Genomic DNA, 23192 nt, shown 5'->3' with positions numbered 1-23192 from the left:
TCGTTGCCTGTTTGGTTTGGCTCTAGAGAGATTTACTTCATTGACTCCAGCCGCTGCCGAACATGATTTTGTTCTTCTACCCTACCAATCGGGCTCATAGAATGTAGTACAGGCGGTTAAGAGGCGGTTAAGAGAATCCCTCTCAACCGTGCTGAATGAAAGAGGGCTGCGCAGCCTGTCAGGGAAGGAGCGTAGGGTAGCATAAGAGCAACAAGATGGTTTGGCAGGTCGAAGGCAATCTATATTCCGGGCAATAAGCAATGGTGGTCTGTCTTCGGGGTAGGAATTGCGCTGGGCTGTGTCGTATTCGGTATGCGATGGTTTCTGACGGAAGCGGACAATGGGCTCGCGAAGGATGTGTACACGGCGTCCATTCCCTTTGCGATCCGGGCTACAGACGGTGATCAAGGACAAGCAATCGAGGAATCTGGCAGCATACTGGAAGATGCGGTGGACTCGAAAACAGTTGACAAGCCGGGCACTCACGCTGGTGCTTTGCCTGTCGTCGAGTCGGAGGATGGGGACAAGCGGCCAACTGATAATGAAGCCGGTACGCCGGGTATTGAGCCTAAAGGAGCAGAAAGCGATGCGATGCCGCCGGCAACATCGCAGCAAGCTCCGGGAGACGTAACCGCGGAGGACAAGTCCGGGACGCAAGCCGAGCCTGCCGTTAAGGGCGCGCTTGAGGGAGTAACCGTCCGAGTCTATCTGACCGGGACAGGCACGGTAGAGAAGGTGCCGATCGAAACCTACGTAATGGGCGTGCTGGCGGGGGAGATGCCGATCGACTTCGAGCTGGAGGCGCTGAAGGCGCAAGCAATCGCGGCAAGAACCTATATCGTTCGCAGACTGGCCTCGGGCGACAATGAGCTGGCGAGCCGGGGAGCGGATGTCTCGGATACGGTGGAGCATCAAGTCTACGTGTCGAAGAAGGAGCTCGGCAGGCGTTGGGAGGGAGATGCGGAGGCGGAAAATCTGGCGAAGCTTGCCCAGGCCGTCCGCGAGACGGAAGGACTCGTTGTCACCTACGAGGGAGAACCGATTCAGGCAGCCTTTTTCTCGACCAGCAACGGATACACGGAAAATTCCGAGGAGTATTGGACGATGTCGCTCCCTTACTTGCGCAGCGTCGACAGCCCATGGGACAAGTCGATCTCGCCCCGATACGAGCAAGAGGAGACATTCGAGCTCTCGCGATTCTATAAGCTGATGGGAATGAAAGGAAAGAAGGCGAAGGGCAAGCCCTCTATTAAACTGGTCGACAAAACGGAGGGCAATCGAATCAAGTCTATATCCGTCAACGGGACGCCCTTTACCGGAAGAGAAGTGAGAGAGCGGTTGGGACTCGCATCCTCGCAATTCAGTTGGAAGATTGGCAAGGAGGGCATTACGTTTACAACCTACGGCTTCGGGCACGGAGTCGGCATGAGCCAGTGGGGAGCGAACGGGATGGCCAAGGAAGGCCGTACGGCCGTGGATATTCTACTTCATTACTACTCGGGGACCAAGGTCGAACAAGCCTCGAATCTACCATAAGAGGCCGCAAAAGTTCCTATCGATCACGAAGTGATACTCGAAGGATACTCTATTGCGCCGAAAGCCGTACTTCTTGAACATGTACGATTAGGTCGTGTCTGAAAACCCGCTCAGGGGCATCTTTCACCGCCTTTCCGCCCCCTGCTTCGTCACTTTTGCTTGACGTACCCCCGGTACGCCTTCACAAAAGTTCCTTGCATGGAACGAAAATTCGGCAAAATCTGCTCCCCTCGGAGTATTCAGACACGCCCTAGGATAAACTCTTAAAAAATGCTATGCCTCACGTATAAACCTAGCAGATCTGGCAACAATGGCTAGTGAGGTGATAGCTAATGAATGAACAAAACCAAAACAAAAACAAGCAAGAAACTCCCAAAAATAGTCTGGGAGGCGCGTCTGCCGCAAACTCTAGCAGCGGACTGAAGAAGCTATTCGCAAAGCGATGGGTTTCTCCAGCGATCTTCATGGCTGCGGCAGCAATTATCGTTACTCTCATGTGGATCTATCAGGGGTCGGGGGAGACGGACCAAGCGACAATGGGTCCGGACAACGCCGCTGAAGAAGCACAAGGGAACGAAGAGACAGGCAAGGGCGAGGATGTCGTGGGCGTGATCACGGACGACGAGAAGATGGCATGGCCGGTAGCCGATTACAATGCGCTGCAGAAGGAAACGCTGTATTATGATGCGGACGCAAGCGAGGCCGAGAAGGAAGCGGCGCTGATCCAGGTCGGCAATTCCTTTACGGCTCATACGGGCATCGACTTTGTTGATCCCAACGGTACGCCATTCGATGTTCTGGCGGCGCTGTCCGGCAAAGTAACTTTGGTGAAGCAGCATCCGACGAACGGCACTATCGTGGAGATTAGCCATGGCAACGGTCTGGTGACGGTGTATCAGAGCCTCTCGGACGTTCAAGTGGCTGAGGGTGACGACGTTGAGCAAAACACGATCATCGCCAAGGCGGGCCGCAGCGAGCTTGAGAGCGACCTCGACGTGCATCTCCACTTCGAGACGCGTCTCAACGGATCGCCGGTCAACCCGGCGGATTTTATCGTCAAGTAATTTCGCACTAGGACGAAAGTCGTCCGAAACCGCTGGCAGGCAAGGGATTTTTCCCTGGCCTGCTTCTTTTTTTGCAAAAATATTCACTTTCCGGGCTTGTCACGCTTGGCCACAACGAATATATACCCACTCCACTCATATAATGTACCAAACTATCTCGAGTAGGGAGGCGGGAACGTGCACGATTACATCAAAGAGCGAACCATTAAAATAGGCCGCTGCATCGTGGAAACGAAGCATACGGTGCGGACGATCGCCAAAGAATTCGGCGTGTCCAAGAGCACGGTGCATAAGGATTTGACCGAGCGGTTGCCGGAGATTAACCCGGACCTGGCCGACCAGGTAAAGCACATTCTCGAGTACCACAAGTCGATCCGGCATCTTAGAGGAGGCGAAGCGACCAAGATCAAGTACAAGAAAACCAGCTCCAAGAAGCGCGAAGTGCTCGCTGCGGGCAAGGTCTGACATTACCCGAATATTCATCAAAAATTGCTTGGCGAAGAGAGGATTTTGGTCTTTTTTGACGAATAATGTACGTTAGGGGTTTTTCCACGGATGTTGGAAGGCCAAATGGAACGCCTACGTACAATTTATTAGTTGGGGGACTTACGCCTTATGCTAAGCAAGGATATCGGGATTGATCTGGGGACGGCTAATGTATCCATTCATGTAAAGGGTAGAGGTATTGTGCTTGACGAGCCTTCGGTCGTTGCGATCGAAAGCGATTCGAAGCGAGTGCTCGCGGTCGGCGAGGACGCGCACCGTATGGTTGGACGTACGCCGGGCAACATTGTGGCGATCCGTCCGCTGCGGGACGGCGTCATCGCCGACTTTGAGATTACGGAAATTATGTTGAAAGCGTTTATTGACCGGGTGGATGGCCGCAAGTGGTTTAGCCGTCCCCGCATTCTGATCTGCGCGCCGACAAACATTACGTCCGTCGAACAGAAGGCGATACGGGAAGCGGCGGAGAGAAGCGGCGCGAAGGAAGTTTACCTGGAGGAAGAACCGAAGGCCGCGGCTATCGGGGCCGGCATGGACATCTTCCAGCCTAGCGGCAACATGGTTGTGGACATCGGCGGAGGCACAACGGATATAGCGGTGCTGTCTATGGGCGACATTGTAACGGCATCTTCCATAAAGGTGGCGGGCGACAAGTTCGACGATGCCATCATGAAGTACATCAAAAATAAGTACAAGCTTTTGATCGGGGAACGGACCAGCGAGGATATCAAGATCAAGATCGGCACTGTCTATGCGGAGAATCGGAACGAAGAGATCGATATTCGGGGCCGGGATATGGTGTCCGGCTTGCCGCTGACCGTAACGATTCGCTCTCACGAAGTGAGAGAGGCGTTGTGGGATTCTGTTATGTCGATCGTAGCCGCAGCCAAATACGTGCTGGAGCAGACGCCGCCGGAGCTGTCGGCGGATATCATCGACAGAGGCGTGATTCTGACCGGCGGCGGAGCGCTGCTGGGGGGCATGGACGCGCTGCTGGCGGACGAGCTTAAGGTGCCGGTGCTCATCGCGGAAAATCCTATGCACTGCGTCGTAAAAGGGACGGGCATTCTGCTCGATCACTTGGACAGGCTCAAGAAGTAAGCCCTGCGGCATAGGAGCTTTGGATGGGGACCCAGGCATAGGGGCGGCATGGCGGAGCAAGGGCGGACAAGCTTGGCAGAAGCGGCGGATTCCCGCAGGTAGGGCGCCTTAGGGGGGCGCGCCGAGGCGGAATATAAGTCTCTGGTCTCATGTTCAGCTATTAAGCGGTCTTGATTCCGGACCGATAAATATAGAAGAGTCATCACATTGAGCAGAACTTAGGACAGAACTTAGGAGGAGTACCGTGCTAAGAGGTCTATATACGGCAGCGTCCGGCATGATTGCGCAGCAACGCCGACATGATACGGTTACGAATAATATATCCAATATCAATACGCCGGGATACAAACAGACGAACGCCGTGACGCGTTCATTCCCGGAGATGCTTCTGTCCATGACGGGAGTGCAAGGCGCAGAGCGGACGGAGATCGGCCGATGGACGAGCGGGGTGTTCGCCGAGGAGAGCTTGTCCATTCATCTGCAAGGCGACTTGACGCAGACGAATCAATCCTCCGACTTCGCGTTGATCTCGGACATCGAAGTGGATGGCCTTACTTTCGACGCATCCGGCAAGAGGGTATCGGCTGACGGCGAGGTAGTCTTTCAGCCTCAGGCATTCTTTACGGTGCAGGATCCGTCTGGCGAGATCCGTTACACGCGCGGCGGCAAATTTACGTTAACGGGTGACGGCTTCCTGATGACAGGCGATGGTTCATTCGTGCTTGGCACGAACGGGCAGCCGATTACGCTGCCGCAAGGCGTAGGGCTCGACAACCTGGTGCTTACGGCGGATCAACGCTTTATCGACGAGAATGGCAACGATGTCGGCGCGCAGCTGCTCATCTCCCGGATCGAAAATCCGAATGATCTCGTGCGCGAAGGCAATGGCAACTTCCGCTTCAAGAACGGCGAGGGAGAAGTGCAGGCGATTGCAGCAGATGAGCGTATCGAAGTCAGACAAGGCTTCATAGAGCGCTCCAACGTCGATGCGGCGCAAGCCTCGGTGGATCTTATGGCGGCGCTGCGCGCATACGAAGCGAACCAGAAGGTCATCCAATTCTACGATCAGAGCTTGCAGAAGGCGGCGAACGAGATTGGCCGCGTTTAATGACTAAGGGAACAAGGGGGAATTACGCGGCATGAACGCTTCGATGATTAACGCCATGGTGTCGATGAACGCCCTCCAGCAGAAGCTGGATCTGTTATCGGATAATATTGCCAACGTCAATACGGTCGGCTACAAGAAGAAAGAAGCGTCCTTCGAGGATCTGCTGACGAACATGAAGACGCAGCCGGGTTCATTCGAACGACCGGGACGGCTGACGCCGTTGGATCTCAATCAAGGCTGGGGCGCGCGGGTGACGATGATTCAGCCCAATCTGACCCAAGGTCCGCTTAAGTCGACGGACAATGTTTCGGATCTCGCCATCGAAGGCAATGCCTTGTTCGAGGTCCAGGTGGATGGAGCGGGGACGCGCGCTTACACGCGCAACGGAGCGTTCCAGTTGACGATGCGGGCAAACGGTGATACGATTTTGGCAACGGAAGACGGTTATCCGGTTGTGGCGAACGTGCCTGACGGCAACGGCGGATTCGTGGAGGGCAACGTTGTGCTGCCGGCAGGGTACACGCTGCGCGTGGATGCCGATGGCACGGTTCGCGGCGTATCCTCCGAGAATACGATTGAGCTCGGCAGCATCAAGCTGCTGCAAGCTTCCCGCCCTGCGGCGCTTACGCCGGTGGCGGACAATTTGTTCACGATTGCGTTCGGCATTAATGTCGACGACGTCGTGCAGGAGATTGTGCCGACGATGGATAATCGGATCGCTCTGCGTCAAGGCTACTTAGAGCAGTCTAATGTACAGCTTACCGACGAGATGACAGAGCTAATCAATGTCCAGCGCGCTTATCAATTGGCAGCAAGAGCGTTATCGTCCAGCGATACGATGATGGGTATTGCGAACACGATGCGCGCGTAGGATGGAATGAAGGTGATCGTATGGCTGACGAACGAAGAGATTCGAGCCGTATCGAATTGGAAGACAGACCAGCCCCGGGCGGAGTCAGAGCAGGCGGAGCAACGGCCGAGCTGAGGACTCCTATGAGGAGCAGCGGATTGTCCCGTATGGAACGGCATGGCGGATCTTCGTCGAACTCGAGCACAGCGAATGATCAAGAGAAGGAAGTCCCTGCTAAGAAGGCGAAGCTGATCTTCGGCAAGAAGAAGTCGGAGGAGCCCGCGAAGCCGGAAGCGGAAGATCCGGTGAACGAACCGGAGTGGGATGAGGAAGCAGAAGAGGAACGCGAATACCCGAGATGGGCAGTCGTGTCTTTCTGGTTGTTCCGCAAGAGTATCGTCCCCGTCGTCATGATTGTGATGCTCATCGTCGGCTTGTATGCCGGATATGTGTTCCTCGGCGACGCTCCCAAGGATGAAGTGTTCAAATGGTCGACTTGGCAGCACTTGTACGACCTCGTTTTTGCAGAGTCTTGATTGGCTATATTCATTCCAGGCCCATGGCCTGACGCGCGAGTCCTCCTGGAGACGGGGGGCTTTTTTGTTGTTTAGGAGAGACGTTATTTGGAAAAATCCGTTTCGCTCGTGACACGCGAGTATGAAAAATCATACACAATCGAGTTGGAATGGTGGATTCGGGGCAAACAAGTATGAAAAATCATACACAATTGAGCTGAAATGGTGGATTTGGGGCACACGAGTATGAAAAATCATACACAATCGAGCTGGAATGGTGGATTCGGGGCAAACGAGTATGAAAAATCATACACAATCGAGCCGGAATGGTGGAATCGGAGCACACGAGTATGAAAAATCATACACAATCGAGCTGGAATGGTGGATTCGGGGCACACGAGTATGAAAAATCATACACAATCGAGCCATAACAAAAGCCCCTCCATCAGGAGAGGCTCTTTATCATGTCAATTAGCTCAAGGAACAAGGAGCAAGGAAGCAAGGAACTTGCAAGACTCCCTGCTGCCCTGCTGTCCCCGTTGCCCCATTAATGCGCTGCACTCACGCGTTGCTCAGCGGCTCCCTCTTCTTTAGGAGACACGGATCTTCTAATGAAGAAAGACAATACAAGAGCGACGATCGCGAAGATCATGCCCAGCCGGAAAGCGTCGTGGATACCTGCATTCAAAGCGAGGGCTCCAAGCGCAGGATCAGTCGGATCAGCCGCCGTAAGTGCATAATCCTTGGTTCCAGACGACATTACGCTGATGAAGAACGCGATGCCAAGTGCACCGGCAACTTGCTGGAGGGTGTTCATGATAGCCGTACCATGCGGGTAATACTGGCGAGTCAATTGGTTCAGACCATTAGTCTGAGCCGGCATCATGATCATGGACATCGCTATGCTCATGGTGCAGTGAAGCAGAACGATCGTCGATGTTGCGGTGTCGAGCGTGATGCGCGTAAAAAACCACATGACCAGCACGAGAATCGCGCAGCCTGGAATAACCAGCGCTCTCGGGCCGAACTTATCGAACAGCTTGCCTGTAACAGGAGACAGAAAACCGTTCAGAATGCCGCCCGGCAACAGTACGAGACCTGCTGCGAATGCGGTCATGCCCATACCTTGCTGCATCAGAATCGGAAGCAGCATCAGTGTGGAGAACAGCGACATCATAACGATGATTACCTGCACGGTGGCAAAGGAGAACATCGGAGCTTTAAACGCCCGAAGGTCCAGGATCGGCGTCTTGGAAGTGAGCTGACGCCAGATAAATAAGGCAAGCGCTACGGTTCCAGCAGCGACGAACGCGTATACGCGTGGATTCGACCAGCCGTTCTCCACTTCGCCAAGGCTGCTGAAGCCATAGACGATGCCGCCGAACGCGATCGTGGACAACAGGATGGAGAGGATATCAACCCGCGGTTTGGTTACATCGGTAACGTTTTTGAGGAAGATGAACGCAAATATGACCGCGAAGATCGCGAACGGCAGTACGAGATAGAACAACCATCTCCAGTTCATGGATTCCAGAATCAGACCGGAGAGAGTTGGTCCGATCGCAGGCGCGAACATGATGACGAGACCGATACTGCCCATGGCGGCTCCTCGCTTCTCGGGCGGGTACAGAACCAAAATCGTATTCATCATAACCGGCAGCATGAGGCCTGTGCCGAATGCCTGGATGATGCGTCCAACGAGCAGGAAGGAGAACTGCGGCGCAATGGCGCACACAAGCGTTCCGATGGAGAACAAAATCATGGCGCCGAGGAACATCTGTCTCGTCGTAAACCACTGCACGAGCAGGGCCGATGCCGGAATAAGCACCGCAACGACAAGCATGTAGCTGGTCGACAGCCATTGGATCGTTGTATAGGCGACGTTGAATTCCTTCTGAAGATCAACAAATGCGATGTTCAGCAACGTTTCATTAAGGATGGAGAAAAATGCGCCGATGATGAGAGAGATCAGTATCGGCAGTCGTTTGATATTGCCCAGATCGATCGATCCGGGTCCTTGCGCGGATGCTGCGCTTTGCATGAAAGGTACCCTCCGTATCCATAAAAAAATAAATCATTTTGTCTTGTAGTGTAGCCCTATTGTTCCCGTACAATTCCATGCAGCAGAACATGAAGAGCCGCTTTGTAAAGCTCCAATGTTTCCATTGGATTCATGCTGCCGGCCGTTTCGTTGATGCCCCGCACCATGCCTTCTAATATAATGCCGTATTGCCTGGCGTTGCCCGGCTTGAACTCTCCGTTGACAATGCCTTCCGTCATAAGGCCCTCGTAGAAAAGCCGATTCTTCTCGATCTTGGCCGCGAGCAGCTTTCTGACCATGCTGGATTCCTCGGCGTGGCCTTCAATAAACTCACACGCAGCCATATAGAGCGGATGAGCGAGCCCCTGCTTGGTGGAGAATTCAATCACTCCGAACAGTTGATCGGTCACAGTGTCGTAACTGGTCTTATGAACCTCCCAATTGCGATACCATTCTGTCTCGAGCAGCTCGGCAATATGTAGGAAAAGCCCTTCTTTGCTCTTAAAGTGATAATAAATGTTGGCTTTGCTGCATTGGGCGGCTGCAGCCATCTCCACGATGGAGGCGGCGTTGTACCCCTTTTTTGCGAATAACTCGCTTGCGACTTCGACGATTCGATGTTTGGTTTCTTCGCTTTGGAGTTGTTTTTTGTTCAAATTTCACCTTCTTTCTAAGTAGGAAAGTTGGGGCCGACTACATCATACTGAACGCTAAGTCAGTATTTTATCATGGAGGGAATTTTTAGGCAATCGGTCCCGGGACTGAGGTCGATATGGATTTGTTTTCATTTTCGAGGAGGTAGTTTATAATAGTTGGGAACCAAGGTAGACCATGTACGGACAATCGCCGGGGAGCGTGATGTGTTGAATCTGCCGAATTTGTTGACGTCGCTGCGTTTCGTCCTCATTCCCGTCTATATCGGAATATTCGTCAGCGGACACATGATTCCCGCGTTTCTTGTCGTGGTCGCCGCCGGCGTGACGGATGTGCTGGATGGTCATATCGCCAGAAGGTACGGCCAGGTGACTCCCGCAGGGGAGATGCTGGACCCGCTGGCCGACAAGCTGATGCTGTTCACGGTGATCGTGTCGCTGCTCGTTTCGGGGCATATTTCCTGGTGGGCGGCAGGTGCGATGTTTTTGCGCGATTTGGGAATGATAGCCGCAGGGCTTATCGCCCACTTCCGCAAAAAGAAAAACGTGCCGGCCAATTGGATGGGGAAGCTGACAACGGTCATGTTCTATGCGGCCATCATGTTCATCTTCTTCGAGGCGTCGTTTGCTTCGACATACTTATGGATTGTGATCGCTTTTTCGTTCGTGACCACGTTCGTCTATGCGGCCTCGTACCGGACATTGAACCCGCCTCAGCCCAAGACCCCTCACATGTAACGCTATAGCATCATCATCATCGCACAGGACAGAAAGAGGCCGGGCGACGAACGCTTCGGGTTCTTCGCCAAGCCTCCTTATCTTAACCTTCGCAAACTGCAGTTTTGCGCAGGATAACCTTAGTGTTTCTGACTAGGACATGTTTTATACGGACACGGACATGAGAGGAGCTTATTAAATGTTAGATATCAGCCAAATCCAGGAGATTATACCGCATCGCCCGCCTTTCCTGCTAATCGACCGCATCTTGGAGGTGGAGCCGGGCGTCAGAGCCGTCGGCATCAAAAATGTAACGATGAACGAGCCGCATTTTGTCGGCCACTTCCCGGGTTATCCCGTTATGCCAGGCGTATTGATCGTCGAGGCGCTGGCGCAAGTCGGCACTGTAGCTATGCTCATGGTGGAAGCGAACAAGGGCAAGCTGGGCTTCTTCGCGGGCATTGACGGCTTCCGGTTCCGCGATCAAGTGAAGCCGGGCGATACGCTCACGCTGGAGGTGCAGATTACGCGCCTCAAAGGACCGATCGGCAAGGGACAAGCTACAGCGAAGGTTGGAGATAAGATCGTTGCAGAGGGCGAATTGATGTTTGCGCTGTCGGAGCGGGCCTAGATAAAACCAAATTTCGATAAGTGGCGGAGGGAATCCTTATGATAAACAAAGAACAGATTCAATTGCAATATGAAAGCTGGTTGGGCGATCCATTGATCGATGCCGCGACCAAAGAAGAGCTGGCCGGCATCTCGAGCCAAGAAAACGAAATCGCGGATCGCTTTTACCGCAACCTGGAGTTCGGCACGGGAGGTCTGCGCGGCGTAATCGGCGCCGGCACGAACCGGATGAACGTGTATACCGTGGGCAAAGCGACGCAAGGGTTCGCGAACTGGCTGTTGTCGCAAGGCGAGTCGCCATCCGTAGTGATTGCTCACGACTCCCGCCGCATGTCGCCGGAATTTTCGCTGGACGCCGCGCTGGTGCTGGCGGGCAACGGCATCAAAACGTACCTGTTCCGTTCGCTCCGTTCGACGCCGCAGCTGTCCTATGCGGTAAGAGCGCTGAGTGCGAGCGGAGGCATCGTCGTGACGGCAAGCCATAACCCGCCGGAATATAACGGCTACAAGGCTTACGGGGCGGATGGCTGCCAATTGATCCCGGAGGATGCGGAGCAAGTCATCGCGGCTATTGCGCGGATCGATAGCTTGGGCGATGTGAAGCGGATTTCGCGCGAAGAGGCCGAGGCGCAAGGACTGCTGGTTTGGCTGGACGAGAAGGCGGATCGCGAATACGTAGAGACGGTCGTCGGAGAGAGTCTGAACCGGGAATTGCTGCAAGGGGAGCTGGGAGAAAAGTTCAGCATCGTATTCACGCCGCTGCACGGTACCGGCAATGTGCCGGTTCGCGAGGCGCTGAAGGGCGCAGGTTTCCGCAATGTACATATCGTGCCCGAGCAGGAGCAGCCGGACGGCAATTTCAGCACGGTGAAATCGCCGAATCCCGAAGAACGAGAAGCGTTTACGCTTGCGATCGAGCTGGCGAAGAAGGTCGGCGCGGATATCATCATCGGCACGGATCCGGACGCGGACCGCATGGGCGCGGTCGTGAAAAACAACGAAGGCGAATACGTGGTGCTGTCGGGCAACCAATCCGGCGCCATCATGGTTTATTACAAGCTGAGTTTGCTTAAAGAACGCGGCCTGCTGCCGGATAACGGCGTCGTCGTCAAGACGATCGTAACCAGCGAGATGGGCGCGGACATCGCGAAATCATTTGGCGTGGAAGTAGAAAATACGCTGACCGGCTTCAAATATATCGGCGAGAAAATGACAAGTTACGAACAAACAGGGGAGCGTTCCTTCCTGTTCGGCTACGAAGAGAGCTACGGCTATCTGAGCGGCACCTATGCCAGAGACAAGGACGCGATCGTCGCCTCGCTTCTCATCTGCGAAGCGGCGGCTTACTACAGCAGCCAGGGCAAGACGCTGTATGACGTGCTGCTGGAGCTGTACGCGGAGTACGGCAGCTATCTGGAAGGGCTGGAATCCCGCACGCTCAAGGGCATCGACGGCGTGGCGCAGATCGGCGCCATCATGAACGACTGGCGTTCGAACCCGCCCGCGGAGATTGGCGGCGTCAAGGTGACGGAAGTGCTGGACTACAGCAAGGGCCTGGACGGACTTCGTCCGGAGAACGTGCTCAAGTACCGTCGCGCGGACGGTTCCTGGTTCTGCCTGCGGCCGTCGGGCACGGAGCCGAAGATCAAGGTTTATTTTGCGGTGAAGCAGGATTCCCCGGAGTCGGCGAAGTCCGCTCTGCAAACGTTGAAGGAAGCCGTTATGTCCCGCGTCGACGGCGTTCAGTAATCGATAAGCAAGCTTAGAGGTGGAACGGAGGATTTACGTGCGTATGTTATGGCAGCGATGGAATAGGCAAGCGAAAATAGGGTTATGGGTCATTACGCTGATCGGAATCGTGGCGGCATTGCCGCTGGGCCTTCAAAGGATGACGATGGAGGACTCCGCCAATACGGTGGAGTACGCATTCGATTACAGGGATCTGATCGAGGTGGCTGAACATCAGGCGAACCCACGGGAGTTTCTGGACGAGCAACTGGGATTGCTGAAGGAAGCGGGCGTCAATACGATGGCCGTCTACGAAAGCACTCTGAAGGAGCTTAGCCAGGCAGGAAGGCTGACGTATTACAACGAGAAGGACGCCGCGCTTCTGCAGGGCAAGCTGCCTAGCGAACGCGTCAATTATACGTATATCCTGTTCGCGGGCGAGGAAGAGGAAGAGAAGGTGGGCAAGGTCGTGCGCGAGGCGCTTGACCGCTCGGGCGTCACTTACCGCGACTGGTCCTTCGGCGATCGGAAGGGCATGGTGGTGGAGCAAGCTCTGACCGCCGTTCATCTCAAGACGATGGACTTCGACCCGATGTCGCTGGAGAAGCTCCGCGAAAAGGGATTCCACATTCTCGCGAGATTCTCGGACAGAGTGGTCCCTTATGATGCAGAGCGTACCAGCGCGCAACTTGCCATGCTCAAAGATTATGGCGTGACAAGACTGCTGTTCGACGGCGAGAAGTCCAAGGGCGCAAGCGATCAAGGCGCTTTGGGCAGCCTGGATAGCTTCGGCACGCTGCTTAATGATTACGGAATCGGGCTGACGGCGATCGAGAATCTCAAAAAGCCGCAGCAAGGCATTCATAAACTTGCTTATTTGACAGATTATAATGTGGTGAGGGTGTATTCCTTATCGCCTGAAGACAGTATCGAGATGACACGCGAAGGCATTGCCGACCGCTTTCTCCTGGCAGCCAAGGATCGCAATATCCGCATGTTCTTCTTGAACACGATGCTGCAATCCAGCATGGATACCGGCAAGCTGAACCATTCCGCGGACAAGCTGGCGATGGTAATGGGCGGCGAGGACGGCGTTATCGCACAACTTGAGGAAGCTGGTTTCCCCCATGGGATAGCGCAGCCGTTCGAGTCCGTCAACGCCTCGTGGGAGAAGCCTGTTCGCGCCGTTGTAGCGCTTGGAGCCATCGCGATCATTACGCTTTTGGTCGCCGCATTTTTGCCCGCGCTCGCGATACCGGTGTTCCTGCTCGGACTCGTGGGATCGGCAGGCCTGTATGTGCTTAACAGCTCGCTTATGGAGCAAGCGCTCGCGCTGGGCGCCGCGGTAAGCGGACCGACGCTCGCGATGATCTGGGTCATGAACCGCATCTATGCCCGGACGATCGGCAATCGTCGGATGGTGGGAGGTGAAACCTGGAAGGTAGGCGGAGCTTCTTACGAAGGAGAACCAAGAACGCAGTGGGTATTCCCTGACGTGCCTGCCGGCAAGCGGATCGTCACCGCGCTGAGCTGGTTCATCGTCGGCACGCTGATTACGCTATCGGCGGTACCGCTCGTGTTCGGCCTGTTGCACAATATTACGTACAGCCTGGTGCTGGAGCAGTTCCGCGGGGTTAGCGTCCTGTTCTTTGCGCCGCTGTTCCTTGTAGCCTTCTACGTGTTCCTGTATGAAGGAAGCGACGGTCATGGCGTTGTCAAGCGCGCGATCGGCATCCTGTCTCGTCCCATTACTTTATTAATGGTCGTGGGCGCGATTGTCATCGGCGCTATTGGTTTCTACTATATCTCCCGTTCGGGCAATGCCGGACAAGTGAGCTCCATCGAGCTGCTGATACGCGGCTGGCTGGAATCGACATTCGGCGTACGTCCGAGATTCAAGGAATTTATGTTAGGCCATCCGCCGCTTCTGCTGGGCTTGTTTCTGGCGATTAGATACCGCGCGGCTTGGGTGCTCATTATCGTCGGAACGATGGGGCAATTGTCCATGGTAAGCACGTTTACTCACTTGCACACGCCTCTGTACATCTCGACGATCCGCACGCTGCTTGGTCTCGGAGCGGGCATTCTGATCGGACTCGTATGTATCGGAGCCTGGATCTTATTGGAGGGAGCTTGGCGCAGATGGGTTCAGCCTCACATTCGCAAACCGTCCGCATAGCCATATCCGGTTACTACGGCTACAGCAACAGCGGAGATGAAGCGGTCCTGCGCTCCATCCTGCTGGCACTCGAAGAGCAAGGGGCTGCTCAAGGCGTACGCGTCCAGCCGGTCGTCCTCAGCGCCGATCCGGCGTGGACGAGCTCCATGTACGGCGTGGAAGCGGCGCATCGCATGCGTCCGGCCGACATTTTGCGGACGCTGCGAGGCTGCGACGGCCTCATTAGCGGCGGCGGGAGCCTGCTGCAAGACGCTACGGGAACGAAGACGATTCCGTATTATACCGGAATCATGAGACTGGCCCAGCTGCTGGGCAAACCGACGTTCGCATACGCCCAGGGCATCGGACCGGTAAATCGCCGATGGATGGATCCGCTCATTCGCGGCGTTATGCGGCGAAGCGCTTATGTGTCCGTTCGGGATGCCGAATCTGCGGACTTGCTCGCACGCATTGGGGTAGCGCGAGAGAGGATCGAGGTTGTACCCGATCCCGTTATGGGGCTGCCGTTGCCGGAGGGCGCAGAGACGTCGGTGGATGCCGACGCATTGCAAGCGCCAAGCGGGGCGCTCGCGGCCGACCTCGCTGGATCAGCAACTGCGGATAACGCATCGCAGTTGTCGACGGGAATCGGCCAGGCGGCACTCGGGGAAGCTACGCTTCGCGGCGTCAAGCCGCCAGTCTCGCCGGACGCGTCTGTCACGCCGATCGTCGGCGTGTCGCTGCGAAGCTGGCGACAAGACGGCGCCGACTTGGCGCGCGCGGCGGAAGCGCTGATCGCTCTGTCTAAGCGCCGCCCCGTCACGCTGCGCTTTCTGCCGTTCCATACCCCTTCCGACGTCGTGACGTCGCAAGAGATGATCGAACGGCTGCGCGGCAAACTTGGCGAGGGAAGCTCGGCGGAGCTGGCCGCTCCCGGCGATGACCCGCAGCAGATGCTGCTGGAGGTAAGCCGTTGCGATGTTCTGTTCGGCATGCGTCTTCATGCGCTTATCTACGCGGCGAACCGGATGGTGCCGATGCTTGGACTGTCCTACGACCCCAAGATCGACCATTTCCTGCATCGCATTGGCCTGACGGCGATAGGCGATACGGAGCAGCTGGATCCCGAGCTTTTTGCCAACGAAGCGGTCGCGCTGCTCGACAATCCTGACGAATGGCGCAAGAAGCATGTACCCGCAATCGACCTTTTGAAGCAACAATCGCAACAACCGGCGCAACAAATCGTAACTTACTTGCGTCAATATAGATCGAGGTGATTTCCTCATGTCGAAACAACATCCAACCGTGACGATCTTTGGCATACCGTTCTCGAAGATGAGCATGGACGAGACGGTCCGTTATTTGACAACGGCAATCGAGGAAGGACGCCAAACGCATATCATTACGGCTAATCCGATTATGATTATGGCGGCTTTGGACAATCCCGCATTTGCTGACATCATGAATAAAGCCGATCTCATCGTACCGGACGGTGCGGGAGTCGTATGGGCTGCAAAATATGGCGGAAACCCCGTCGCCGAGCGCGTTACGGGCTTCGATCTTATGCATCGTCTGCTAGAACAGGGCGAGAAGCGGAGATGGAAGGCGTACCTGCTTGGCACATCGCAAGAAATTATCGAAGCGGCGGCGGAAAAGCTTCAGCTTCAATATCCGCAAGTTCGCATCGTCGGGTATCGCAACGGATTTTTTGGACCTGACGACGACGCGGAAATCGTGGATGAGATTGCCTCGCTTCAGCCGCATTTGTTGTTCGTGGCCAGAGGCATGGAAAAGGAAGCCTGGAATGTGCAGTACAAGGAGAGACTTGGCGTTCCGTTTATCATGGGCGTCGGGGGCAGCTTCGATGTCGTGTCGGGCAAGCTGAAACGCGCTCCGATGGTGTACCAGAAGCTTCGTCTGGAGTGGCTGTATCGGCTGCTGCAGGAGCCAACGCGCTACAAAAGAATGCTTGCGTTGCCGAAATTCGTCGTGAAAGTGATCCGCAACAAAGAAAATGTAACAAAATCCCGCCCAATTGGGTGAAACTACGCCTTTTTCAATGAAAATTGGTTGAAAACGGCGTTGGTATTTCTTTTTCGATCAGGGTATAATTCACTCTGGAGCAAAACGAAGAAGCGTTGGCGGCGACTGACGGATCGCAATCGTTCCCGAATCGTTCGCATAAGGTATCGTTTCGCAGTGAAAGATAACGGGGTAATAGCTTGTTAAGCGACCTGCTTAGGCTTTCAGAAAAAGGAGAGTTGTACACATGCCTATTGGCTTCTTGTATTCCATAGGATTCGTAATCGCATTATTGCTTGCATTGGGGATGACCCCGCTCGTTAAAAAATTCGCATTTAAGATCGGCGCCATCGACAAGCCGAATCATCGGAAAGTACATACGCGCATCATGCCGCGTATGGGCGGGCTGGCGATCTACGTCGCATTTGTGGGAGCCTTCCTGCTAGTGCAGCCGTTCATTCCCGAAGGGCTGTTGCGGCCGCAAGACGTCAATATGATTAATGCCCTGCTCGTCGGCGGTACAATCATCATCATTTTGGGCGCCCTCGACGACCGCTTCGAGCTGTCGGCGAAGGTAAAGCTGCTGGGTCAAGTCGCAGCTGCGTGCGTCGTTGTATTCGGCTTCAACGTACACATCGACCTTGTTAACGTACCATTTGGCGAAACCATGCAGCCAATCGCGCAATGGATCGGCATTCCGCTGACCATTTTATGGATTGTCGGCGTTACCAACGCCATTAACCTGATTGACGGACTGGACGGCCTCGCTGCCGGCGTCTCCGGTATCGCCATCGCAACGATTGCGATCATGGCCTCGCTGATGGGCTTCCAGCCTGTTATTTTGCTCAGCACGCTGCTTTTGGGCGGCATTATCGGTTTCCTGGTGTTTAACTTCCATCCGGCCAAGATATTCATGGGCGATTCGGGCTCCCTGTTCCTTGGCTTTAGCTTGGCCACCTTGTCCATGCTGGGCTTCAAGCAGGTTACGATCGTATCGTTCGTGACGCCGCTTTTGATCATCGGCGTGCCGTTGTCCGACACGTTTTTCGCCATCGTTCGCCGCTGGGTAAACAAAAAGCCGATCTTCGCGCCGGATCGCGGACATCTGCATCACCGTCTGCGCGACCTTGGCTTCAGCCATCGCCGCACGGTTCTGATCATCTGGGGAGTGGCTGCCCTTTTCGGAGCCATCGCTATCGTACAATCCGCTGTCGTGCAGTCCAGCGCGGCTAACTGGATTACGTTCGCCGTAATTTGCTTGCTCATGTTCTTCCTGCAGATTGGTGCCGAGCTGACGGGCATTGTCGACAAGACGCGTCGTCCGCTCATCAACTTCCTGGTGCGCATCGGCTTGATTAGAACCGCCAAGACGCAAGCGCAATCGCGCGGCAAATAAAGTCATTATTTTTGTATTCCGAGCTCCGCAACCTGCTTTTACGCAGGGCGCGGAGCTTTTATTTTTGGCTACACAAAAGCGCCAGGGGGTCGCAAGTCCCAAGTTGATCCCAATTGCCTCTAATATCCAAGACGTCCCTAAACATATGCCGCGCTCGAACCGATAAAGAAAGTACGTAACTTTTCTGATGTCAGTGCGTCTATCATGTAAATTATAGGAAAGTATGGGGTTTCTACATATTTGACCTATAATTCTCGGAATGAAACGTGCTGTGCCTCCAAAGGATGGCTCAGCCGTTTCACCTTGGACCAACTAAATCTGACTAAAGAGGAAGAGGGAGGAATATTATACGCGGCTTCGACATGTTCGGCGCGAGGGTCAAGCTTTCTGGCGACTTTAGACCTAATCCGTCCAAACGTTCGTATGCTCCATGCAATTAAACCCGTATTTAAGGAATGAACTACATAAAGGAGGAACATGTTTTGAAAAGAGCATTATCACTTATTCTGACCATCGCCTTGTTCGTCACGCTGCTGCCGAGCTTCGCAGCCACTCAGACGGCTTCGGCGGCGGGAGTATTTTTCTTATTCCCTAACGAGCACGACACGCCAACCAATGCCCGCATTGTATCCACTGAATCCATATCTCTTCAAGGGACGATTAATGGCGTTGTGGGCAGTTCCATCAGCTACAACGTTAAGCAAGTGACGGCTTCCGGCACGGTATTGAACACGACGGAAGAGATTACGACGGGGATCTCTACAACGGGAGACAATCGAATCACAGTCAGCAGCCTGATTTTGTTCCCTGGCCTTAATAAAATCACATTCAAAGGTATTGCTGGCTCCTCCGAAGTTAGCGAATCCATTTATATTGATTACCGGAACAGCCCGATGCTGTATGATCTTAAGATTACGTTCGAGAACAGGGATTATGAAATGCCTGAATCTCAGCCTACCATGCTGTACTCTACGGCACCTGCAATTCAAGACAAAGGTCAAATCGTCATATCGGGCAAGGCCCCGAACGCAACCAAGGTGACTATTGTCATTAATGGCCGCAGCTATGATTTCAACGTGTCCACGGCGTCGAGCGAAAGCCGCTTCAGCACGTCGCAGCTGACGATTGACAAGGGCATCAATAACATCACGTTTAAGGTTATTAATGGCGGGCAAGTCGTGGAAACAACTCGCGAGGTAGCCTTCTATAACGGAGAAGTTACTTACTATAATCTGAAAATCAAGGATTCTCAAACAACTCCGCAAGTCGTCAACCTTGAGAACAATCTAAACTTCCTGACGCCAAGTGTAGCTGCGAACCAGCTCCAAATCAGCGGAACGGCAATCATTCCGCTTCCGCTGCGCGATCTGCCATCCAATCCGAACAACATCATTGATCCAAACGGAGCAGGCGTTAACTTTGCTGCAGAATTGGCAAGTCGTCTCAAGATGGAATTGCAAGAAGGCAACGGAACAACACAAGTCATAACGCCAGTAGGGAGCAGCATTACGTATACTCCCGCGACCATCGATAACAATTCGACCAAGTTTATAAGCGTTAACTTCACCTATTTGTTACCTGAGCTTACGTTTGACCAATCCAACCGCATTCGTTTCATGGCGCCTAACAATTCTGCCTTCAATTATTCGAACTGGACAAGCTTCACCGTGCGCGATAGTGATGTTGCCTATATCTACGACATTAACTATCTGTCCGGCTTCGATAGCTCCATGACGAGTCCAACGACCAACGTGTCGCGTATTCTGGGTCTCCAAGGCACGGATATTGCGAGCGATGGCGTTAATGTATTTTCGATGCCGATGGCCGTAGAAATTCTGGTTGGTAATCATGCGGCGCTTGGCACAGCTTTAGGGAATTTGTTTAAAGTGAACGGGTTGCAAGAGAGCGACCCGAACGCTAAATTTAAACAAATCAATTCTGCAAGCACTACTCCTTTGACTGAGGTTGTCTACCGGACGGTTAATGGACAATCTGTGCCTTTTCTTAGAGCGTTCGTACAAATTAATGAGCTCCCGAGATCCGGGACCAACACAGTAGGCTTCACTCTGAACAGGACGACTGAAGTATCATCAGAGACGAAACAGATTATTGCAAAGCTGCTTTACGGCCCTCATATGAAGTTCGACAAAGTTGTAGACGGGATGAAAGTGGAGTTCGACTCTGTTCGTGAATCCAAAGACAGCCTGATTAGCAAACTGGGCGACTTGAAGGGTCAGCTCTTCAACGTTGTTAACAGCGCCGAAATTGGTTATGGAACCTCTGTCTTCCTTTATATTAATAATGTTGAGATACCGCTTGAGCAAGACGGAACGATTACCAAGTTCAAGCCGACTAATCTGGGCAGCACTAATACTGCGAACCATGAGGCAGCCAGAGATCGGATTTTTGGCGTGCTTAACAAAGCCGGGGACAACACGATCAAATTCGTATTCCGTTCGGAAAAGAACAACTATGAGAATACGCTGAAATTTACAATCGTACCAAGCAATCTGCCGGTTATTCCTGCACCGAATACGAATGGCGTTTTCCCATACAGCTTAAACCTGACAACACCGTTGCCGAACGATCCGAATTTCCCTAAACAAGGGACTGTATTCACAACCAAAGAAGCATACTACAACGTATATGGCACATTCGATTTCGTCGACCTGGGCAGCGACTTCAGCAATAATTCCAATACGGCTCATGCTGCGTTAGGGGATAAACAAAATTATATCGTGACGATTGCTTCGCCGAATTGGAAAACCAACGTAAAGTGGCATCTTGGCATGGAATTCACTCCAACTCGCGGCGGTGTTCCGCTTGCGGGGTACGAGTCGACTCCGTTCAATAGCACAGGCCCGAATTCGGCTTCAAATCCATCGACTGACGAAGCAGATATTGACTTCTTCTATGATGTAGACGGGCAATATTTCTATTATAAGATTACGAAACAAGTCATGCCGTCAGACGGAAGCGCGATGGTGTATGTCACTACCGTCTTTAATGCGGGCGAAGCAGGACCGCGGGCGACGCATCGTCTGGAGATCGATTCGGTATCGATTCCGTACACGATCCAGAAGCCGCTTAAAGAAGAGCTCGTTACGAATCAAAACTTCGTGGAGGTCATTATTTCGTCTCCAGGCGCGGATTCCATGACGATCAACAAACAGCCGGCGGAAAAAATAACTTACATTAATTACAATGAAGGCGAAAATCTAATTGAAGCGTTCCGAGTCGTCGTCAAAGATTTGCGTGCCGGAAGAGAAACGAAGATTGACTTCGAAATCACGCGCGGCCAAGACAAAATTAAAGAAGAATTAAAGATCAAATACGTACCGACGAATATCCCGGGCGCACAGATGCTGGAAACCATGAAAGCATCGCACAAGCTGTTTAACAACGCGCTTACTCTGACATTCGGCAGAAATACGCAGTTGATTCGCCCGAAATACAATAACTCGTCAGGCGAAGCGACGCAGGTATACAACGGCAACGATATTCTGTTCGCCATTGCCAACCCGAATGACGGCATCGTCAATCGTCATATGTACGATAGCCAACCGCCTAACTACTCGGCGAACAGCCAGGCGGAAGGCAATCTGCATATCGGATACCGATTCCAGGATCAAGCCCGTCAGTTCATCAAGGCGAGTCCGCTCTTCTGGATCGACGCTGGACTTGCAGACAATCCGGATCCGTCATCACCGGCCTATGACCCGATAACAAGCGGTATGGATCCATTCCCGTTCCCTAACGTTGTCGGCAAGCACACAGGCACATTCGCAAGCCGCTGGAACCAGTTCAACCGCGAATTGATCCCTAGCGCACCGGGCAGCCTGACGATTACGTATGACTCTAACGTGGTCCAAAGCGCGGGAACGACGATTACCGTCTTCCGATTTGATCCTTACAATAGTACTTGGGAGAACATTGGCGGCGTTGTCGACGAGAAGAAACGGACCGTAACGGTGCCGTTCACGAAGTTCGGCTACTACGTTGCCGTTAAGCTCACTCGCGGCTACAACGATATTACAGATCATCCTTATGCTCGTGAGGCCATGGAAGCGATCTTTGCCAAAGGCATCATGAACGCCATTGATCCAATCGGCATATTCGGCGGAGACCGCTATGTGACTCGCGGAGAGTTTACGCGCATGATCGTCAGAGCGATGGATCTTCCGCTTAACTACGAGGGAGATCACCACTTCTCCTATTACCCGGAGACGATTACGAATGCCAACAACGCTAGCGCGATCTATGACTATCGCTACATTGAGACGGCGGCAAGAGCCGGTATCGTTAACGGCAAGCGTCCAGGATTCTTTGACGAGGATGTAGAGCTTTCACGCCAAGAAGCTGCGACGATCCTTGCAAGGGCATTGCAGTTGAAGCTGGAGACCGATTCGACGAAAGCGAAGAGCGCGCTGGATAAGGTGTTTAAGGATTCCGGCACGTTTGACTTCTATTCCATCCCGTCCGTCCTGGCGATCCAGAAGAAAGCCTTCATTCAAGGCAAGCTGATTAATCCGCTTGAACCGAAGGATGGTTCCGTATTCGAGCCGAGAGCGCGTCTGCTTCGAAGCGATGCGGCGATTATCATGGCCCGTGTCATGAATGATATGAAGAAGCTTCCTAAGATTTATAACTAACTTTGCTTAACGGCGAAGGTCAGCGATTGTGCTGGCCTTTTCCGTATACATATTCGTTTCAATCGTCTAATGATTGGGTAATGAAGCTTGTACTAGTTTCATAGGTGCAAACTTATCCATGGAAAATGTTTAATATCGACGGTGCGTATGAAAACAAGCTATACTAACAAAGTGCAAAAGTGAGTGCGTAAAAATGAGACGATCCTCATAAAAAGATTTTCATGAGAATCGCAACTTTTTCGCGAAACCAACGTTTAAATACATGACGTTGTCACAAGGGCGACGAAATGATGGTTCAAAACGGCCTTTTACAAGGGAATAACTGGGATGATTTCTCAACTTCCTCTTTACGGTAGCATGAGCCCATTGTATAATGTTATAGTGATGCGGCTAGTCTAGCATCTATATTTTCATGGTTTACAAGTTTCTACGACATTGGCTTACATAGGGTTAACCATGTCTGTAGACATCATTTATACTAATATATGCTCAACTCTGGGAAGGGGGTGAATTGGCT

Annotated in this window: 17 protein-coding genes; 15 read left to right on the top strand and 2 right to left on the bottom strand. The window is 53.3% G+C overall.

All coding sequences use genetic code 11. The features are described from left to right. The first annotated feature begins 312 nt into the window (after positions 1-312). The 7 genes from spoIID (at position 313) to B1748_RS18760 (ending at position 6699) form a co-directional block, all read left to right on the top strand. On the top strand, positions 313-1536 hold the full coding sequence (spoIID, locus tag B1748_RS18790) for a stage II sporulation protein D (protein ID WP_256975761.1): 1224 nt from the start codon (positions 313-315) through the stop codon (positions 1534-1536). 332 nt (positions 1537-1868) lie between these two features. Continuing rightward, positions 1869-2600, top strand: a complete 732-nt coding sequence (locus B1748_RS18785; protein ID WP_087569466.1) for a M23 family metallopeptidase — start codon at positions 1869-1871, stop codon at positions 2598-2600. A 177-nt stretch (positions 2601-2777) separates the two neighbouring features. Further along, the gene (gene spoIIID / locus B1748_RS18780) at positions 2778-3065 is read left to right on the top strand and encodes a sporulation transcriptional regulator SpoIIID (protein WP_087569465.1); all 288 of its coding nucleotides are present in this window, start codon (positions 2778-2780) and stop codon (positions 3063-3065) included. Positions 3066-3215: 150 nt separating this feature from the next. Beyond that, on the top strand, positions 3216-4205 hold the full coding sequence (gene mreB / locus B1748_RS18775) for a rod shape-determining protein MreB (RefSeq protein WP_087569464.1): 990 nt from the start codon (positions 3216-3218) through the stop codon (positions 4203-4205). A 244-nt stretch (positions 4206-4449) separates the two neighbouring features. Further along, positions 4450-5313 carry a flagellar hook-basal body protein gene (locus B1748_RS18770; protein ID WP_087569463.1) on the top strand — a complete coding sequence of 288 codons (864 nt, stop codon included), beginning with the start codon at positions 4450-4452 and terminating at the stop codon, positions 5311-5313. 31 nt (positions 5314-5344) lie between these two features. Then, positions 5345-6184 carry a flagellar hook-basal body protein gene (locus B1748_RS18765; RefSeq protein ID WP_087569462.1) on the top strand — a complete coding sequence of 280 codons (840 nt, stop codon included), beginning with the start codon at positions 5345-5347 and terminating at the stop codon, positions 6182-6184. Between the two features lie 20 nt (positions 6185-6204). Continuing rightward, positions 6205-6699, top strand: coding sequence for a DNA-directed RNA polymerase subunit beta (locus B1748_RS18760; protein WP_087569461.1), 495 nt, complete (start codon positions 6205-6207; stop codon positions 6697-6699). Between the two features lie 526 nt (positions 6700-7225). On the opposite strand, the gene B1748_RS18755 is transcribed toward B1748_RS18760, so the two are convergent. After that, positions 7226-8719 (bottom strand): MDR family MFS transporter, encoded by a 1494-nt coding sequence (locus B1748_RS18755; RefSeq protein WP_087569460.1) that lies wholly within the window; start codon positions 8717-8719, stop codon positions 7226-7228. Between the two features lie 56 nt (positions 8720-8775). Beyond that, positions 8776-9375 (bottom strand): TetR/AcrR family transcriptional regulator, encoded by a 600-nt coding sequence (locus tag B1748_RS18750; RefSeq protein ID WP_087569459.1) that lies wholly within the window; start codon positions 9373-9375, stop codon positions 8776-8778. Positions 9376-9582: 207 nt separating this feature from the next. Here B1748_RS18750 and B1748_RS18745 point away from each other — a divergent pair, with 207 nt between their 5' ends. From B1748_RS18745 to B1748_RS18710, 8 genes are all read left to right on the top strand, one after another. Next, positions 9583-10110: a CDP-alcohol phosphatidyltransferase family protein gene (locus tag B1748_RS18745; RefSeq protein ID WP_087569521.1), complete on the top strand. Its 528-nt coding sequence runs from the start codon at positions 9583-9585 to the stop codon at positions 10108-10110. A gap of 178 nt (positions 10111-10288) precedes the next feature. Further along, positions 10289-10720 (top strand): 3-hydroxyacyl-ACP dehydratase FabZ, encoded by a 432-nt coding sequence (gene fabZ / locus B1748_RS18740; RefSeq protein ID WP_087569458.1) that lies wholly within the window; start codon positions 10289-10291, stop codon positions 10718-10720. Between the two features lie 38 nt (positions 10721-10758). Beyond that, the gene (locus tag B1748_RS18735; protein ID WP_087569457.1) at positions 10759-12468 is read left to right on the top strand and encodes a phospho-sugar mutase; all 1710 of its coding nucleotides are present in this window, start codon (positions 10759-10761) and stop codon (positions 12466-12468) included. A gap of 43 nt (positions 12469-12511) precedes the next feature. Further along, positions 12512-14626, top strand: a complete 2115-nt coding sequence (locus tag B1748_RS18730; protein WP_256975767.1) for a DUF5693 family protein — start codon at positions 12512-12514, stop codon at positions 14624-14626. After that, the gene (gene csaB / locus B1748_RS18725; protein ID WP_087569455.1) at positions 14590-15882 is read left to right on the top strand and encodes a polysaccharide pyruvyl transferase CsaB; all 1293 of its coding nucleotides are present in this window, start codon (positions 14590-14592) and stop codon (positions 15880-15882) included. Before B1748_RS18730 ends, csaB begins: the two co-directional genes overlap by 37 nt. Positions 15883-15889: 7 nt before the next feature. Next, positions 15890-16648 carry a WecB/TagA/CpsF family glycosyltransferase gene (locus tag B1748_RS18720; protein ID WP_087569454.1) on the top strand — a complete coding sequence of 253 codons (759 nt, stop codon included), beginning with the start codon at positions 15890-15892 and terminating at the stop codon, positions 16646-16648. 226 nt (positions 16649-16874) lie between these two features. Continuing rightward, positions 16875-18023 (top strand): glycosyltransferase family 4 protein, encoded by a 1149-nt coding sequence (locus B1748_RS18715; RefSeq protein ID WP_087569453.1) that lies wholly within the window; start codon positions 16875-16877, stop codon positions 18021-18023. Between the two features lie 482 nt (positions 18024-18505). After that, positions 18506-22675: an S-layer homology domain-containing protein gene (locus B1748_RS18710; protein WP_179215667.1), complete on the top strand. Its 4170-nt coding sequence runs from the start codon at positions 18506-18508 to the stop codon at positions 22673-22675. Positions 22676-23192: the final 517 nt, after the last annotated feature.

The organism is Paenibacillus sp. MY03, from assembly GCF_002165585.1.
In the GTDB taxonomy this organism is placed as follows: domain Bacteria; phylum Bacillota; class Bacilli; order Paenibacillales; family Paenibacillaceae; genus Pristimantibacillus; species Pristimantibacillus agaridevorans.
The sequence above is the reverse complement of the archived record's forward strand: the minus strand, read 5'-3'. Positions and strand labels throughout refer to the sequence as shown.

Coding starts and splice junctions, on each gene's coding strand:
- spoIID (WP_256975761.1), top strand. CDS start 313: ATGCGATGGTTTCTGACGGAAGCGGACAATGGGCTCGCGAAGGATGTG.
- B1748_RS18785 (WP_087569466.1), top strand. CDS start 1,869: ATGAATGAACAAAACCAAAACAAAAACAAGCAAGAAACTCCCAAAAAT.
- mreB (WP_087569464.1), top strand. CDS start 3,216: ATGCTAAGCAAGGATATCGGGATTGATCTGGGGACGGCTAATGTATCC.
- B1748_RS18765 (WP_087569462.1), top strand. CDS start 5,345: ATGAACGCTTCGATGATTAACGCCATGGTGTCGATGAACGCCCTCCAG.
- B1748_RS18760 (WP_087569461.1), top strand. CDS start 6,205: ATGGCTGACGAACGAAGAGATTCGAGCCGTATCGAATTGGAAGACAGA.
- B1748_RS18755 (WP_087569460.1), bottom strand. CDS start 8,719: ATGCAAAGCGCAGCATCCGCGCAAGGACCCGGATCGATCGATCTGGGC.
- fabZ (WP_087569458.1), top strand. CDS start 10,289: ATGTTAGATATCAGCCAAATCCAGGAGATTATACCGCATCGCCCGCCT.
- B1748_RS18735 (WP_087569457.1), top strand. CDS start 10,759: ATGATAAACAAAGAACAGATTCAATTGCAATATGAAAGCTGGTTGGGC.
- B1748_RS18730 (WP_256975767.1), top strand. CDS start 12,512: ATGTTATGGCAGCGATGGAATAGGCAAGCGAAAATAGGGTTATGGGTC.
- csaB (WP_087569455.1), top strand. CDS start 14,590: ATGGGTTCAGCCTCACATTCGCAAACCGTCCGCATAGCCATATCCGGT.
- B1748_RS18720 (WP_087569454.1), top strand. CDS start 15,890: ATGTCGAAACAACATCCAACCGTGACGATCTTTGGCATACCGTTCTCG.
- B1748_RS18715 (WP_087569453.1), top strand. CDS start 16,875: ATGCCTATTGGCTTCTTGTATTCCATAGGATTCGTAATCGCATTATTG.